Below are 17,393 nucleotides of genomic sequence, written 5' to 3'. Positions count from 1 at the left end.
TTGACGCAATAACTATTCCGTGCGGCCGGTTACGGGCAGGACTGAAGTAAACTGAAAACGTATGTCGCATTAATAAATTCCTGTATATCTGCAGGCTGGCAGGAGAGCCATGAACGTGGAACAATGTTTTTAACCGTTACGGGAAGGAAGACCGCATTTAATGGCAGAACAATGTTTAACACCGACCTAAAACTGTTTGTATGTCAAAGAAAGAAGCAATTTGGATGATCGCTATCGTTGTCGTGGTTATAGGGGCGTTCTATTATTACATGAAATATGTTTTCAAACCCACGCCAAAACAACCAACGGAAGTAATGGCCGCAAATGCGAATACCACAAAACCCGTTCCGGCAATCGACAGGCAGGAGTGGCTGTTGCCGGAAGAATTAAAAGAGATCTCCGCAAATGTGTTTCAGGATGATAACCGCATGGCCTGTATTCAGGATAATGCCGGCATTATCTATATCTATAACCTGCAGAACAAAACCATTGACGAGAAGATCCAGTTTGCAGAAAAAGGCGATTACGAGGGGCTGGCCATGGTAAAGAACGCCTGGTATGTACTGCGGTCGGATGGTCTTTTGTATGAAGTGCAACCGCAAGCGGGCAAAAAGCCATTGGTTAAAACCTTTCATCTGCCATTTGAAGCTGAAAATGACATGGAGTCTTTATGTTTCGACAGTGCCAACAACAGGCTGCTCATAGGGGTAAAAGAAAAAGACCTTACGGAAAAAGACAAGAAAGGTATTTATAGCTTCGATCTGAAGAGCAGGCAGATGAACAAAAATGCCGTATTTTATATTGAATCAACCGTGAATGGTGATGACAAAGATGCTAAGGACGCGGAAAAGGATAAGAACAAGAGTGATGATAAAGAAAAGGACGATAAAGACAAAGGCAAGAAAAAGAAAAAGGGCAACGATGAGATCAAACCTTCGGGAATTGCAATAGATCCTAAAAGCAATGAATTGTATATCCTCGACGGCCCATCTTCAAGATTGTTCATTGCAGATGCAAAAGGTACAATAACATCCAGAATTCAGTTAGACAAGAAGACCTTTCCACAGCCGGAGGGTTTATGCTTCAATTCAAAAGGAGAGCTGTATATTTCAAGTGAAGCCGGTAAAAATGAGCAGGGGGTAATTGTTAAGTTTAACCCTGACTAACGGCTTACTACTTTTTTTAAAAAAAAGAGGCGGTTCCACTTGTAAGCGGAACCGCCTTTTTCTTAATTATATCTCATTATTTTACGATAGTGAATGTGATCGTTTTTGAGGTTCCGGCTGTGCCGCTGGCACCATCCGCTGAATACGGAGTAGCTTTTAAGGTATAGGTGCCCAGTGCGGGGGGAGCCCAGTTACCATAATAGAAGTTGCCATTATCATCGTCGCCATGCAGTGCAAAGGGCGCCTTGTTATCGGTATAGCTCTTGCTTTGTTTGCCGCTTAATTCAAATTTTACACTTCCAACGGTTGTAGTAGACATCACCGTGCGAATGTTTGCATTTTCCAGTTTCAGGGCGCTCAGGCTGATGGTTTGTCCATTGGTAATGGTCATTACATCTGCATCGGTAGCCGAGTTAACCAGTTTAAAGCTAGTGATGCTTGACGTAGCGCTTGTAGTGGCAGTAGTGACAGTGGTTGTAGTGGTAGTAGGTACTGTGGCATTGGGAACAGGCACCATTTCATTATAGGTAGCGTATTCATTGCCCATTTTGATATCATCGAAGTAAAGTACACGCTTGTTGGTAGTAGATGTACGGGTGCCATTCCAGTATGATTTGTAAATACCCAGTTTCCAGAAGGGCAGGTGATAGGTGCCGTTAATGGGGTAGCTGTTGGGGCCGCTGTGATTCACGATCTTTTGACCATCGCGCCAGATCTCCACCAAACCGTCTGAGCCGGCCGTGTGCTTCACGTGCAATACATATGCATGCCATTTATCTTTATCCAATGCACCCATATCGATCCAGGTATCCATTACGCGCAGATAAAGCCTGTCGGATTTTGTGCGTAAGCAAAGCGATGGGGTGGTGCCGCCGCCCTGGTGCCATTGGGTGATCACATCGTCAGTAGCATCGATTTTATAGTCGGCGCTGGGTACGAACAAAGAGTAAGCATACCAGCGGTTATTATTTGTTGCGATGGGGAAAGTGATCTCGGCTCTTGTTCCGCTTTGTACTTCAGGATCGGTATCTCTTAATTCAAAGCGAACTGATTTGGTACCGTTGTAAAACTGATTGGTTGATGCAGTAATAGAGTACGAAGCTGCCGCCTGCAATTTTCCATAGGTATTATTGAACCAGGTTCCATCTGCATTCTCTTTATACAACAGGTTGGCAATAGATTCAGTAGATACCGTTTTGTTCATGTTTTCGGCAGTGGATACGGCAGCGGGTTCCATAACATCTTTCTTACAAGAATACAAGGAGGCGAGTAAAAGGGATACGGCCAGTACACGTTGATTTTTCTGAATAAAGTTTCTTGAGGTACGCATTTGAGTTTTCATTTAGGGTTTTTAATTAATGTTTGATACTGCATCTTACTTACCGGTCATGGCCAACATTCCTGCATTATGCATATCGATGAGTACAGGGATTAATGTTCTTCACTAGGGTGTTCGTTGCTTTTTTTGATTTCGTGTGTTCTGCTCTATAAACTGCTTTTGTGTTGTTCTTATTTCAGAAAGAATCTGGCAAGAACCATTTTTACGTAGTAATAACTAGCGGGGCATCCAAAGTTCTTTCGTGCCTACAGTATGATCTATTAGCCGTTAATGAGACAGTTATTATGTGCCCGCAGATGTTTGTTCTTTTACCAGGCAGGACAGTGCAGGATGCTGATGCCTGGGTCGCAAGGAATAAGTACATTTATTTGCTATGGCTAAATAGTAATACTATGTATGCAACCTAAAAATGTATAATTGACTCTTGTATAATAACACACAAAATTTACCAGACATGAAAACAAACCTGCGGGTTTCCGTTTTGGCATTAGCTTGTTTAGGTTTGGGCACGATTGCAAGAGCCCAGTATCCGACCATTCCTCCGGCGCTGGAAGATTCGGCCAACCAGGTAATGAAAGAGTTCAGGAAGAGATCCGATGAAGCATGGGCAAAAGCGTTGCCTATTATTGAAGCGGATGCAAAAAATGGAAAGCCCTATATCCCCTGGGCTTCCAAACCGTCTGATCTGCCACAGGCAAAGATCCCTGCCTTCCCCGGCGCTGAAGGGGGTGGCGCCTATAGTTTTGGCGGCAGAGGCGGTAAAGTATATGTAGTGACCAACCTGAACGACAGTGGTCCGGGATCATTCCGCGAAGCCTGTGAGCAGGGTGGGGCACGCATTATCGTATTCAATGTTGCCGGTATTATCCATTTAAAAAGCCCCGTAATTATACGTGCACCTTATATTACCATTGCCGGACAAACCGCTCCTGGCGATGGAGTTTGTATTGCCGATGAATCGGTATGGATCGACACACATGACGTGGTAGTACGTTTCATGCGTTTTCGCCGCGGAGCCACCGAGGTTACCCGCCGCGATGATGCCCTGGGTGGAAACGGAGTGGGTAATATTGTCTTCGACCACGTTTCGGCCAGCTGGGGACTCGATGAGAATATGAGTATGTACCGGCACGTATATGATAAAGGCGATGGATCGAAGCCGCAAAAATTGCCAACCGTGAATATCACCATGTCGAACTGTATCTTCTCTGAAGGGCTCGATACCTATAACCACGCTTTCGGCAGCACGATCGGTGGCCACAATAGCGGTTTCATGCGGAACCTGTGGTCGAGCAATATCAGCCGCAGCCCATCGATCGGGATGGACGGTGATTTTAATTTTGTGAACAACGTAGTGTTTAACTGGTGGAACCGCAGCGCCGATGGCGGTGATCACCGCTCCCTGTTCAACTTTATTAACAATTATTTTAAACCAGGCCCTATGACGCCGACCGATAAACCGATCGGGCATCGCATTCTGAAACCTGAATCGGGCCGTGACCAGGCAAATGCCGAGCGTTTTGGCAAAGCTTATGTGGCTGGTAATATTGTAGAAGGCAACGAAGCCGTTACCAAGAACAATTGGGCCGGCGGTGTACAGGTGCGTGAACTGCCCGACGCAGGTGAATACACTTCCCAGATCCGCGTTGATACCCCTTTTCCTATGCCGAAGATCACCATCATGCTGGCTAAGGAAGCTTACAACTACGTACTTGAAAATGCCGGAGCCACTTTACCCAAACGTGATGCGGTTGACCAGCGTATTGTAAAGCAGGTAAAGGAAAATAAGATCTATTATACCGAAACAGGGCATCATGCCGATGCGGTTGGTAAATTCGTGAAACGCCGCCTGCCTGCAGATTCGTATAAGAAAGGCATTATAACACACCCCAGCCAGGTGGGCGGATATCCTGAATATAAAGGCACGCCTTATAAAGACAAAGACAACGACGGTATGCCCGATAGTTGGGAAACAGCCCACAAATTAAACCCGAATGATGCGGCTGATGCGGTAAAAGACCGGGATGGCGATGGCTACACCAATATTGAAGAGTTTATCAACAGTGTGGTGAAGGTGAAAATCTAATTAATTTTTCAGACAACATATAGCGACCGGGCCATTCGCCAACTGGCGGATGGCCTTTCTTTTAGCCTTTTCATTACTTTTATATCCAATTGTCCGGTATGTCAAAACTATTTACGCCGCTTCAACTAAGATCTGTACAGTGCAGGAACCGCATTACGGTATCACCCATGTGCCAGTATTCTTCGGTAGACGGGTTTGCTACCGACTGGCACCTGGTGCATTTAGGCAGCCGCGCTGTAGGAGGAGCGGGGCTTATCATTACCGAAGCTACCGCGGTTTCTCCGGAAGCCCGCATCTCGCCCTTTGACCTGGGCATCTGGAAAGATGAACACCTGGAGAAATTACAACAGATCACTGCTTTTATGACCGCACAGGGTGCTGTACCCGGCATCCAATTAGCCCATGCCGGCCGGAAAGCAAGTACCAATGTTCCCTGGAAGGGCCGTGGCAAAGTGGCTATTGAAGAAGGAGGATGGGAGGTGGTGGCGCCTTCCGCCATTGCTTTTGCAGACAATTACCCGATGCCTGTTGCCCTGGATGCCAGCGGCATTCAAAAGATCATAAACGACTTTCAGGCCGCTGCTGAACGCGCCTTACAGGCAGGCTTTAAAGTGATCGAGATCCATAGCGCTCATGGCTACCTGTTACATGAGTTCCTGTCGCCCCTGAGTAATAAACGCAGCGACGTTTATGGCGGTTCCTTCGAAAACCGTACCCGCCTGCTGCTGGAGATCATTGCTGCCATCAGAACCGTGTGGCCGGATGAGCTGCCCTTACTGGTACGTTTATCTGCTACCGACTGGGCAGAGGGTGGCTGGAATATAGATGAATCCGTTCAGCTGGCCCGCCTCCTGCAGCAGCATGGGGTAGACCTCCTGGATGTATCTTCAGGCGGCCTGGTTAACTACCAGAAGATCACTGCCGGACCAGGTTACCAGTTGCCTTTTGCTTCGCGGATCAAAAAAGAGACCGGTATGCTTACGGGTACCGTTGGAATGATCACTACCGCTGTACAGGCAGAGACCATTCTTGTTAATGGAGATGCCGATATGGTGATCATCGCGCGCGAAATGCTTCGCCAGCCCTATTTCCCGCTGCAGGCTGCGCATGAGTTGAAAGAAAATACCGACTGGCCCGTGCAGTATGAAAGGGCGAAATGGTAGATGCCTTCTTTTAGCTAACTTTGCTTGTGTACGATAGGCAAAAGCGGGTTGAACCCAATTATCGGGGCCCCCTGTTTTATAACTTGTAAGTAAATTTTATGGAACTGAAGAAAGTAGAAAAGATCTCAAAAGCGCTGGCAGATCCTAACAGGCTGCAGATCCTGAAGTCCCTGCATTCCAAACAAACCTGCATGTATTGTTCAGACATAAGCGATATCATTGATCTTGCGCAGCCTTCTATTTCACACCACCTTAAACTACTCACGGATGCAGAACTGATCATTGCTGAAAAAGAAGGCCGTGAAATGAAATACAGCATGAACAATAAGATGATCGACCAATATGTTAAATTCCTGGTTGCGCTGAAGGTGTAAAAAAAATTTTTGTGAAAATTAATTGACATATCGAAATGTTTCGATAGGTTTGTGGTCGAATTCAATCCTTGCAAAAGGATTTTTTTGGATAAAATACATCGATTTATTTCGATATGTCTATTTAAATTCAGCATTATGAACCGTTTATTACCGACCAGACTAATCAAAGAAAAGCAACAGACAGGCTTTGCACCCGCATTGACCCCGGCATCCATTGTTTCGGGTTTATCCTTGTTATTATTATTTTTTGCGGTGATCCTGTTAGATGCATGCACCAGCCGGGCTAACCAAACCGAATCAGCAGCCGCTACAGCTATTGCAGCAGCGCCGGGTATTCCGGCCGACGTTTATGTAGTTTCACCCGGTGAAGTGAAACAATTGATAGAGATAGCAGGAACCCTGGCCGCCAACCAGGAAGTGTCTATCTCCAGCGAGCTGACCAAAAAAGTGGTGAGCGTACCGGTAAAAGAAGGTCATTTTGTGAACAAAGGCGATCTGCTGTTCCAGTTAGACGATGCAGACCTGCAGGCCCAGTTGGAAAGGCTGCGGCAGCAGGAGAAACTGGCAGCGCTGAATGAAGCCCGTCTCAAAGACCTCCTGGCACATGACGCTGCTTCGCAACAGGATTATGACCAGGCTGCCACCAACCTGGCTGTATTGAAAGCGGAGATCAGGCAGCTGCAAACGACTATCGACAAAACCCGTATCCGGGCGCCTTTTCGCGGAAGGATCGGGATCATCCGTACCTATCCGGGCGCATTGGTTTCGCCGAATACACCGCTCACTACCATTGTAGATGATGCCCAGGTTAAAGTGGAATTTTCTTTACCCGAGAAATATGCGAACCTGGTAAAACCCGGCAGCCTGCAAAAATTCAAGGTAGAAGGCGATAGTACACGTTACAGTGCCACGGTCATATCCAAAGAATCTTTTGTTGACCCCACCACCAGGACCTTACTTTTAAGAGCGATTGCGCCGAACCCGCAGAACAAACTGGTAGCCGGTCAAAGCGCCCATCTGTCTATCGCCCTGCGAACGGCCAATGACGCCCTGCAGATCCCGAGCCAAAGCCTTATGCCTTCTTCCCAGGGATATTCTGTATACCTGCTGAAGAATGGTAAAGCACAGGCAGCACCGGTGGTAGTAGGACAACGCGATGCCGAGAGCGTACAGGTTACCAAGGGTGTTCAACCAGGCGATACCGTTATCATCAGTAACCAGTTACGCCTTACCCCTGGTGCAGACGTTCGTGTCGTAAACCTGAAATAGTTCCCGTTCCCTACCCCGGTTTTTATCCCGTTCTCTTATTGTAGCAACTTATTGCAGATATGGTAGCGCAGTGGATCTCATTGTGCACAACCTTCTATTGACCAATTTTAATTAATTATATGAGCGCCATTTCACAAATGAGCATCTCCAGGCCGGTACTGGCGGGGGTGATGTCAGTTCTTTTGATCTTATTTGGCATAGTGGGGTATACGTTCCTGGGTACCCGTGAGTACCCCGTCACCGATTCACCCATTGTGACCGTAACAACCGTTTATCCGGGCGCCAGCGCCGATATCATAGCGTCGCAGGTGACCAAACCGCTGGAAGAAGCCATCGCCGAGGCCAATGGCATCCGCGCGCTGTCTTCGGTAAGCCGCGAACAGGTGAGCATCATCACCGTTGAGTTCAATATGAATGCAGACCTCGAGGCTGCGGCCAATGATGTGCGTGATAAGGTTTCCAAATCACGCCAGCAGTTGCCGGTAGATATTGAACCAACGATCGTCGAAAAATCGGGCCCGCCTGAATTCCTCGTCTTCCTCACGGTACAAAGCGATACAAAAAGCCTGGAAGATATTACCGACTTCGTAAATATCAATATCAAGGAACGCCTGCAATCCATTCCCGGCGTTCGGCTGGTGGAATCTTATGCAGGCCGCAAGCGTGCCATGCGCCTGCGCATGGACCCGGTGAAACTTTCTTCTTATGGACTTTCCCCTGCCGATATCCAGGCTGCCTTGCAACGCGAGAACGTAGACCTGCCGAGCGGACGTATTGAAGGGCAGCAAACGGAAATGACCCTTCGAACCATGGGGCGGCTGGTTACCGAAGATGATTTCAATAATATGATCATCAGCGAAAAGAACGGCGCTATTGTTCGTTTCCGGGATATTGGCCAGGCCATTATGAGCTCACAGAACGAGCGTACCGCCATGATCGTGGCCGAAGGTAAGACTGCCCGTTATGGTGTAGGAACCGGGGTGCAACCGCAGCGCGGCGCCAACTCACTCGCCATTGTTGATGAATTCAACAAACGATTTGAAGAGATCATTAAAACGGCGCCAAAAGAATACAATATCAGGCTGGGAAAAGATTTCACCGTACCGGTAAAGAATTCCCTCTCTGAAGTAGAAGAAACCCTGATCCTCGCATTCGGCCTGGTGACCATCATCATTTTCATTTTCCTGCGCGACTGGCGCAGTACGCTGATCCCTTTGGTAGCCATACCGGTGTCTATCGTCTCTGCATTCTTTATCATGTACATTGCCGATTACTCGATCAATGTGCTTACCCTGCTGGGCCTGGTGCTCGCCATCGGCCTGGTGGTAGACGATGCCATTGTGGTGCTGGAGAATATTTACTCGAAGGTGGAAGAGGGCATGACGCCGCTGGAAGCAGCGCGCAAAGGTTCCAATGAGATCTATTTTGCGGTTATCTCCACTACCATTACGCTGGCCGCGGTATTCCTGCCGATCATGTTTCTGGGCGGTATTACAGGCAAACTATTTAAGGAGTTCGTGGTAGTAGTGGCCGGTTCGGTATTGATCTCTGCGTTCGTGGCGCTTACCCTGTCGCCCATGATGAGCGCTTACCTGCTTAAAGCCGGCGCACATCATAATTGGCTGTACCGGAAAACCGAACCTTTCTTTGTAAAACTGAATAACGGTTACGAGTATCTCTTAAAGGGTTTCATGCGTTACCGCTGGCTGGGTTTTGTGTTGCTCATACTTTCTTTTGGCATTGCCTACTGGCTGGCGCCGAAACTGCCCTCCGAACTGGCTCCGCTGGAAGACCGGTCGCTGGTAGGCCTGGCGGTCATTGCGCCGGAAGGTACTTCTTTTGAAAGTATGGAAGAATCCATGAAAGAGATCAGCAATTACGTGGCTGATTCCATTCCGGATCTTAACAACAATGTAACCTATGCAGCAGTAGCGGCCGGTGTGGGTACCCTGGTTCAGCCTGCCAATAGTGGTTTCCAGTGGGTATTCCTGGAAGATCCGCATAAACGCAAAAGCGGCTTAACCCAGCAGCAGGTATATGAAAAGCTGGTGGCTGCCAGCGGCCGTTTCAGAAATGTGATCGTTATTCCCATCCAGATCCCAACCATCGGTGGTTTTGCTTCCAATCAGCCCATCGAATACGTAGTACAGGCGCCTGACCTGAAAAGCCTGATCGATGTAATGCCAAAACTTACCGCTGCTACCGTTGGCAGTAAAAAGCTGAGCTTCGTAAATCCTGATTTCAAAGTGAACAGGCCCGAGATCAGTATCAATATCGATCGTCAGCGGGCAGCCCAGTTAGGCATCTCCACACAGGAGATCGGACGTACGTTGCAGTTAGCATTGAGCGGCCGTCGCTATGGCTACTTTATTTACAACGACCGCCAGTATGAAGTGATCGGGCAGCTTGAACGTTCAGAGCGTTCGACGCCGGAAAATCTACGTTCGCTCTTTTTAAAATCTGCTAATAACGAAATGGTGCCGCTCGATAACCTCGTGTCACTACATGAAGGTATCAGTCCGCCCGCTATATACCGCTATAATCAAAGCTATAGTGTAACCATACAGGCCACGCCGGCTGCTGGGGTAAGCATGGGTGAGGCATTGGATGAAATGGACCGCATTGCCAAAGAAACACTGCCGGCAGGGTTCAGAACAACGCTGGCTGGCCAAAGCCGCGATTACCGGGAAAGCAGCTCAAGCCTGGTATTTGCTTTCATCTTCGCCATCATCCTGATCTACCTGGTACTGGCGGCGCAATTCGAAAGCCTTATCGATCCGTTCATTATCCTGCTTACCGTACCGATGGCCGTAACGGGTGCCCTGATCAGTTTGTGGGTAAGCGATAGCTCCATCAACATCTTCAGCCAGATCGGTATGATCATGCTGATCGGATTGATCACCAAGAATGGTATCCTGATCGTGGAATTCGCCAATCAGCGGAAAAAAGAAGGATTGAGTGTACGCGAAGCTGTTATACAGGCCGCTGCATCCCGCTTCAGACCCATTCTGATGACCACCCTGGCCATGATCTTCGGCGCGCTGCCCATTGCACTCAGCCTGGGTAATTCTTCCGGCAGCCGTGCATCACTGGGTATTGTAGTGGTAGGGGGATTGGTGTTTGCCGGTATCCTTACGCTCTTCGTGATCCCTGCCGTATACAGTTATTTCAGCCGCAAGGCCAGGCCCGTGCAAAACGATGTAAACGGAACTGCAGTATCTCCTGTTGTTCCATCTCTTCAACCCAATACAGTTTTATCATGAGATCACCAGCATTTCTCTACATCAGCTTGTTTTCCATGATCGCACCATTGGCGATCATGGCACAACCAGAAAAAAATCTCAGTTTAACAGATGCCGTTCTGCTGGCAAAGCAGCATAACCGTGCATTGAAAGTAAATTCACTGGATATTTCCATGGCGCGTGAGCAGGTAAGGCAGGCGAAAAGCCTTAGATTGCCTTCGGCCCAACTGGGAGCACAGTACCTGCATTATTTTGCATTGCCCGCTTTCTTTGGATTTGGTGAGAACGGCAGCGCCAGCAAGATCCCATATGCGCGCTTCGGTGGACGTGATCAGTTCGCCGGAACCATCAGTGCCACATACCCGGTATACAATCCCATTGCGGCTCCTGCGCGCAAGTCAGCGCAATTGCAGGAGCGGTTATCACAGGAATCTTACCGGCAATCATCCATCGACCTGGTGGCAGATGTACAGCAAACCTACCTGGGCATACTGGTGCTGGCAGAACGGGTGAAGCTGCAACAGGAAAGCCTCTTGCGTAATGAGAAAGCGTTGGCAGATGCAAGGTCCCTGCTGGCGCAGGGCCGGGGTTTGCGGGTAGATACGCTTCGTGCATACACGGCTGTGCAAAATCTGAAACCCGATATTCTCAAGCTCAATTATGCCATCGAGGTTGGCAAACAACAATTGATCACCCTCATGGGAACCGACTCCATCACGCAGATCCACTTAACCGACTCGCTGGCCGTTCAGGCGCCCGTGGCGGTTCCAACAGAAAATGAATTATACGAACAGGCATTGCGCCAGCGCCCAGACCTGCAGGCCCTGGCCTTGCAGCAACAGGTAAGTGAACAGCAAACATCCCTGGCCAAAGCTGCGCGGCTGCCGGTGGTTTCCGTAATCGGGCAGTACCAGATAGCAAGCCAGGCACGTTCCTTTGATTTTGTAAATGCCAACTGGCCTTCCACCTCTTTTGCAGGCGCACATGTAGTATTACCCCTGTTCACCGGGTATAGCAATCAGGCAAAGATCAAACAGGCAGCGCTGGCACAGCAGCAGTCTGGTATCCGGCTTACAGAAGCACAACAGGCATTGAAAACAAACGTTAAGCAGGTGATCGCTGATCTGAAAGAAAGCTACGATAGAATGCAAACGCAATTGAAGGTGAAGGAAACGGCTTTGCAATCTTATGAGATCGTCCAATACAGGTACGAGAAAGGCGTAACCTCGAGGCTGGAATTGACAGATGCAGAACTGGCTTTAACGGCCGCTCAACTGAATTATCTGGAAGCTGTATTCGAATATAGAAGTGCTGAAATTGCTTTGGCCAGAACGAGCGGTTTGGAAGGCGTAGCTAAATAGAATAGGAGATGGGGTAAACAATGGTGCCACACCCGCAAGGTGTGGCACTTGTATGTTTAGGGCTTCCACCCATTGTATTTTCGAATGAGCTCCCGGGCTTTCAATCCGGATGGTTTCAGGTCTTTGTCGGCCCAGTTCCCTGTCGATGAGGCCGTGGGCAACAAAACCGAGCAGGTTTCATCTTTGTCAGACACCGACCAGGTGATCCAGCTGATCTTGTTTTTCTCGGCCCAGTTGATCCAGGCATTCCATTCGGCTTCGTTCAGCGGGCCGTTGCCCGTTGCTTCCATACCCGCCGATTCTGAAATAAAGAGCGGCAACTGTTTTTTAAGTGCGTAATCACCTCTGTCGCGCAGCGATTGTTTATGGGTGGCTGCATAAAAGTGAAGCGTATACATCAGGTTGTTATAGCCCTGGATAGGATCATCGGCCGCCAGGTGAATGTCCTGGTCCCAATGCGGCGAACCCACCAGGATGATATTATCCGGATCGATGGCCCTGATCGTTTTGATAAGCTCTATAGAATAAGCTTTTACTTCTGCCCATGACTGCCTTTCGGGTTCATTGAATATTTCATAAATGATATTCGACTGTTTACCATAGGTGGTGGCTATTTCGGTAAAGAACTGTTTTGCTTCCTCCTGTCTTATGTTATGGCTGTGCCAATCTACGATCACATAGATACCTTCCCCGATGGCGGCATCGATCACCGCCCTGATCCGTTCTTTCGACCAGTCCGGAGCCTTTATATACCCGCCATCAGGTTCTACCCCCATCGCTGCCCGCACCACGTTGCAACCCCAGTCTTTTTTTAACCAGCTTACCGTACCGGCATTGTAAAACCGTGGCCACCAGTTGTGCCAGCCAAAGCTCATGCCGCGCAACACCACAGGCTGGCCTTTTTCATTTACAAGCTGGGTACCCGAAACTTTCAGGAGGCCATGTTCCTTTACGGGTTGTGCAAAGGCCATCGAAACAATAAAAAGGAGGAAAAGGGTTGTTTGTATCTTTTTCATATTGACAAGCTTCAGCAGTTAAGGTGCTATATTTTATTTAAATAAAGAAAAACAGGGCAATAAAAGCGGATAAATGGATAAAAAAGTAATAATCAAGGCATCCGAGAAGTAGTCATGGCGCCCGGCGGAGGCCGCTGGCCTGGAAATTGATGCTAAATGAATACTCTATCTTTGTTCTCTTAAACGTTTAACTTATGTTCGGAGATCTGTTTAGCAAATTGCAGGAAGCACAGCAGAAAATGCAGGAAGGCAAGCAAAAGCTGGCCGATGTTATTGTTGACGGCGAAGCCGGTAATGGTTTGGTAAAGGTTTCGGTAACCGGCACCAGGGAAGTGAAGACCATTTCGATCGATAGTCAACTGATGTCGCCCGACAGAAAGGAAGAACTGGAAGATCTGCTGATAACAGCCCTGAACCGGGCGCTTAATAATGCCGAGCAGGCTTGGGAAGATGAAATGAAAGATGTTGCCGGCGGTATGTTAGGCGGCATGGGCATGTAATGCCGGTTAATGAATGCAGTAATGGCTGGATGTAAGTATTACGCCCAGCCATTTTATGTTTATGGATGAACTTTGCTGAACGGGTAAAGCCTGAATTATTGCCAGGCCAATGTGCATTTGCCAATGGCGTAAAAGTTTCTGTTATAATGTTGCGTTCTGGCAGGCAAGTGACAGGGCGCTGATCCTTTAATGTTTATCGGGTTCTTTTTTGTCGCCATACATTGCAGGGAGCTCCAGATTGTATTTCACAACGACGAAGCGGAAGATAAAGATGAGGATCATGACCACGACATCTAACCAGTTCTTATTGAAATTGAACTCCAGTAGCAGGAAATAGATGATCCCGCCCAGGATGCAGGCGGTGGCGTAGATCTCCTTCCGGAAGATCATGGGTATATTGTTGAGCAGAATATCTCTTATTACACCGCCGAAACAACCGGTAATGGTGCCTAATGCAATACAGATAAGGGGATGCAAACCAAATGTGATGCCTTTTTGGAGGCCCAGAACGGTAAAAAATCCAAGTCCAAGGGAGTCGAAAATAAAAAGGGTTTGCTGAAAATTGTGAATCACATTTCTGAATAAAATAGCGCTTACAGCGCTGGCAAGAATAATGAGCGGCGTATTGATGCTGCGCATCCAGCTAACAGGCAGATCTCCGATAAGCAGATCCCTCAACGTACCTCCGCCAATGGCGGTGATGAACGCAATGATCAGAATACCGAACAGGTCGAGCCTTTTTTGCATAGCGGCAAACACGCCGGAAATGGCGAAGGTGCAGGTGCCCAGTATGTCTATCAGGCGCAGGAATTCTGCTTTCATCGTAAATATGTTCCTGTAAATATAGGCCGATACAATGAAAGCTGCTGCTATATATAATTCACGTATTGCGGTGAAGCATTGTTGATCATCACTACATTTTTCAGCCTGGGGTTAGAACAGGTAATGGTGAATGTAGTTCCATGTTTCGGCCGGCTTTTGAAACAAACCTTGCCATTCAGCAACTCCATACAGCTTTTAACTATATGCAGGCCGAGGCCGGTTCCCTGGATGCCCGCTGTATTTCCTGCCCTGAAAAAATTGTTAAAGATATTGGGCTGATCTTCTTTTGGAATTCCAATGCCATGATCTTTCACTTTTATGGTCATTTCACCGGCATGTACCGCGGTACTTATTTCAATAGGTTTATTTTCATCAGAATATTTGCTGGCATTCGATAATATATTCAGCAACACGATGCGCAAGATGCTTTTGTCCTGGAAAATATGGCTGTCGCCGTTATGGGTATACACCAAACTTTGCCCTTTTTTCAGGCAGCTTTCCATTTGGTCTATAATGGCCTTCATGAATCTCTTCACATTGAACCATTCAAAAACGATGTCTGTTTTGCCCTGTTCAATTTTTTCAGCAGCCAGAAAATCATTCACCATATCAACCAGGTGTTGTGAGCAGGTAGTGATCCGGTTGATGTGTTTGGCCCTTTTTTCAGCATTCTTTCCTTCGTTATTGTAGCTTTCAAGCAGGGAGGTGCTGGTCAATATATTGGTGAGCGGCGTTTTAAATTCATGCGAAGCCATTGAAAAGAAATGCCTTCTCATGGCGCTCATTTCTTTTTCCCGTTCAAGACAACTGATCAGTTCGCGGGTGCGTTCCTTGACCCTTTCTTCCAACTCATTATACACCTTGATATTCTCGAGTGTCACGGCGGTGATATCGGCCAGCGATTGCAGTAAAATGACCTGCTCTTCGGTAGGTACATATTGATTGGCCCAGTAAGCACCAATGGCCCCGATTGGGTCATCTATACTTCTTATTGGCACCATGGCCAGGCTTTTTACAAAAGTGGGGCGGTATGCATTTATTGGTATGCGGCTATCATTGTATACATCTTCAATAACAACCGATTGTTTATGAAGCATAGCCCAGCCGCTGATACAGCTATAAATTGGGAAGCGCTGGCCTTTCCATAATGGGCCAATAGCATCTTCATCGGCATAATAGCATTTATCATTTTCCCGCAGAACAAAGGTTGCGCCGTCGGCCCCGCTTATTTTTCGCGCTGTGGTTCGAACGATGAACATTACCGTCTCAATGTCTCTCGAAAGGGATAATTTTTGTACGGCCTGTACCAGGCATTGTACGGTCTGCTTATTCATCGAACATTCCAAAACAGAAGTTGATGTACTCATAATCCACTACATTTCATTAATTTAATAATAGGCCGGAATGCAAACTATCGAAGGATCTGGTTCTGTAGCGTAGGGAATGGAATACTTGAAGCGATTTTATAATGTAATTTATACAATTTATTTCAAAATTACGGTTAAACACCAAAAAAAAGCCCCTCCCGTTTACAACGGGAGAGGCTTGTTTGTTTAAATGGTACGCAATTAATTATTTTGGATAAACATCGTTCTGGCCAAGGTTCCGGTTAACATCCCGCTCTGTTTGGGGGATAGGCAACAGGAACTGGTAATCCTGTACATTGATACCCAATGGCGCCATCACTTCCTTATAACGTTTCAGGCGGATCAGGTCGTACTTGCGATGACCTTCTATGAACAGTTCGCGCCCCCGGTCTTTTACCAGGCTGTCGATGAATGCTTCCCTGGTAGGCGTGTTGCTGAAGTCCAGCTGCTGGGCGGGATCTTTCAAGCCGGCCCTAGATCTTACCGAATCAACACCGGCAAATTTAGCGGGGTCGGCAGGATTGATATTGTTCAATGCTTCTGACTGCATCAGCAGTACATCTGCATAGCGCAGCACGATCCAGTTCACATTCGAGTTATTACTGTTGGCTACATAAGACGGGTCGCGGTATTTGTAAACAAAGGGAGCAACAGCCGTACTTCCCACTCTGTTGGCCATATTCCATCTGCTGCGAATGCTGTCAGCCGCGGAATACCCATTCTGGAAAAAAGTGGTATTCACCGTAAATGGACCGGCGCCACCCAATTGGGCCGGGTATAACATCCGCAAAATGATATTGGATGTGATACCTGTAGTTACCGGGCCAAATTGAACGGAGAAGATATGCTCGGGACCGTTCTTTTTATCATTATCGAATACATCCTGGTATCTTGGCAACAGTTGATATACTTTGGAATTGATCACCCTGTTGAGGGCAGCGAGGGCATTCTGATTGTCCTGTGCATCGGCAAAACTGGTGCTCGCTCTTTGCAGGTATACTTTAGCCAGCAGGGTGGCTGCAGCACCGGAAGACGCCATGCCTTTATTAGCACCGGGAATGCGGTTCTCGGGCAGGCAATTGGCCTCTGCGAATTGCAGATCTTCAATGATGGCCTTATATACTTCAGGAGCCGGAGTTCTTGAAGGGAACAGTAAGGAGTCGCCAGCAGTTTCTATCGGACGAAGCAGGAGGGGTACATCGCCAAAATTCCGCACCAGGTCAAAATAACCCAATGCGCGAAGGAAGCGTGCATTCCCAACGATATGGTTACGATTGGTAACGTCCATATTAATACCCGGCACATTTTTGATCACGTCATTGGCGCGGCTGATCATCAGATAGGAGCTTCTCCACCAGTTAGCGATCTCTGAATTGGAGGGCGTCCATTTGAATTGATTCAGTTCGGCACGTTCCTGGGTAGTAATGCCCACCAGGTGATCTGCCGGCAGTTCTGCAATAAGCCAAACGGTACGTTGATAATGTGTTTGTGCCTGCATGGCGCTGAATACGCCGTTAATGGCGGTTTGCGCATCCGTAGCGTTTTTATAAAAATTGGTAGGACTCAAAAAACTGTAAGGTTTTTCTTCCAGTTGTTTTTTGCAGGAGGCCATTAACATCAGGCCGGCGCCCGCTATAAGAAAAATATTTTTTTTCATAATAGTTCAAGTTCATTTATGTAAGCAATAC

Annotated in this window: 13 protein-coding genes; 8 read left to right on the top strand and 5 right to left on the bottom strand. The window is 47.7% G+C overall.

All coding sequences use genetic code 11. The features are described 5' to 3' along the window. Positions 1 to 200: 200 nt before the first annotated feature. Positions 201 to 1,166 carry an SdiA-regulated domain-containing protein gene (locus JT717_RS19965; RefSeq protein ID WP_205512807.1) on the top strand — a complete coding sequence of 322 codons (966 nt, stop codon included), beginning with the start codon at positions 201 to 203 and terminating at the stop codon, positions 1,164 to 1,166. 76 nt (positions 1,167 to 1,242) lie between these two features. On the opposite strand, the gene JT717_RS19960 is transcribed toward JT717_RS19965, so the two are convergent. Then, positions 1,243 to 2,496, bottom strand: coding sequence for a polysaccharide lyase family 20 protein (locus tag JT717_RS19960; protein WP_205512806.1), 1,254 nt, complete (start codon positions 2,494 to 2,496; stop codon positions 1,243 to 1,245). Between the two features lie 463 nt (positions 2,497 to 2,959). On the opposite strand from JT717_RS19960, the gene JT717_RS19955 reads away from it, so the two are divergent. The 6 genes from JT717_RS19955 to JT717_RS19930 all read left to right on the top strand — a co-directional run bounded on the left by JT717_RS19955 (position 2,960) and on the right by JT717_RS19930 (position 12,000). Further along, positions 2,960 to 4,591: a pectate lyase family protein gene (locus tag JT717_RS19955; protein WP_205512805.1), complete on the top strand. Its 1,632-nt coding sequence runs from the start codon at positions 2,960 to 2,962 to the stop codon at positions 4,589 to 4,591. Positions 4,592 to 4,689: 98 nt separating this feature from the next. Continuing rightward, positions 4,690 to 5,754, top strand: coding sequence for an NADH:flavin oxidoreductase/NADH oxidase (locus JT717_RS19950; protein ID WP_205512804.1), 1,065 nt, complete (start codon positions 4,690 to 4,692; stop codon positions 5,752 to 5,754). Between the two features lie 98 nt (positions 5,755 to 5,852). Beyond that, positions 5,853 to 6,128, top strand: coding sequence for an ArsR/SmtB family transcription factor (locus JT717_RS19945; protein ID WP_205512803.1), 276 nt, complete (start codon positions 5,853 to 5,855; stop codon positions 6,126 to 6,128). Between the two features lie 135 nt (positions 6,129 to 6,263). Continuing rightward, positions 6,264 to 7,397, top strand: a complete 1,134-nt coding sequence (locus JT717_RS19940) for an efflux RND transporter periplasmic adaptor subunit (protein ID WP_205512802.1) — start codon at positions 6,264 to 6,266, stop codon at positions 7,395 to 7,397. Between the two features lie 119 nt (positions 7,398 to 7,516). Beyond that, entirely contained in the window at positions 7,517 to 10,660 is a 3,144-nt protein-coding gene (locus JT717_RS19935) for an efflux RND transporter permease subunit (RefSeq protein ID WP_205512801.1), read from the top strand. Next, the gene (locus tag JT717_RS19930; RefSeq protein ID WP_205512800.1) at positions 10,657 to 12,000 is read left to right on the top strand and encodes a TolC family protein; all 1,344 of its coding nucleotides are present in this window, start codon (positions 10,657 to 10,659) and stop codon (positions 11,998 to 12,000) included. Before JT717_RS19935 ends, JT717_RS19930 begins: the two co-directional genes overlap by 4 nt. 56 nt (positions 12,001 to 12,056) lie before the next feature. Here the strand turns inward: JT717_RS19930 and JT717_RS19925 are convergent, their stop codons facing one another. Further along, positions 12,057 to 13,016, bottom strand: coding sequence for a glycoside hydrolase family 5 protein (locus JT717_RS19925; protein ID WP_205512799.1), 960 nt, complete (start codon positions 13,014 to 13,016; stop codon positions 12,057 to 12,059). Positions 13,017 to 13,210: 194 nt separating this feature from the next. On the opposite strand from JT717_RS19925, the gene JT717_RS19920 reads away from it, so the two are divergent. Next, positions 13,211 to 13,516 carry a YbaB/EbfC family nucleoid-associated protein gene (locus JT717_RS19920; RefSeq protein ID WP_205512798.1) on the top strand — a complete coding sequence of 102 codons (306 nt, stop codon included), beginning with the start codon at positions 13,211 to 13,213 and terminating at the stop codon, positions 13,514 to 13,516. Positions 13,517 to 13,702: 186 nt separating this feature from the next. Here the strand turns inward: JT717_RS19920 and JT717_RS19915 are convergent, their stop codons facing one another. The 3 genes from JT717_RS19915 to JT717_RS19905 all read right to left on the bottom strand — a co-directional run bounded on the left by JT717_RS19915 (position 13,703) and on the right by JT717_RS19905 (position 17,362). After that, positions 13,703 to 14,338 carry a trimeric intracellular cation channel family protein gene (locus tag JT717_RS19915; protein ID WP_205512797.1) on the bottom strand — a complete coding sequence of 212 codons (636 nt, stop codon included), beginning with the start codon at positions 14,336 to 14,338 and terminating at the stop codon, positions 13,703 to 13,705. Positions 14,339 to 14,385: 47 nt separating this feature from the next. Then, positions 14,386 to 15,705, bottom strand: a complete 1,320-nt coding sequence (locus JT717_RS19910; RefSeq protein WP_205512796.1) for a GAF domain-containing sensor histidine kinase — start codon at positions 15,703 to 15,705, stop codon at positions 14,386 to 14,388. A gap of 205 nt (positions 15,706 to 15,910) precedes the next feature. Beyond that, positions 15,911 to 17,362, bottom strand: coding sequence for a RagB/SusD family nutrient uptake outer membrane protein (locus tag JT717_RS19905; RefSeq protein WP_205512795.1), 1,452 nt, complete (start codon positions 17,360 to 17,362; stop codon positions 15,911 to 15,913). Between the last annotated feature and the right edge of the window lie 31 nt (positions 17,363 to 17,393).

This window comes from Longitalea arenae, from assembly GCF_016924755.1.
Lineage (GTDB): Bacteria > Bacteroidota > Bacteroidia > Chitinophagales > Chitinophagaceae > Niastella > Niastella arenae.
This window is presented reverse-complemented; position numbering and strand designations above follow the sequence as displayed.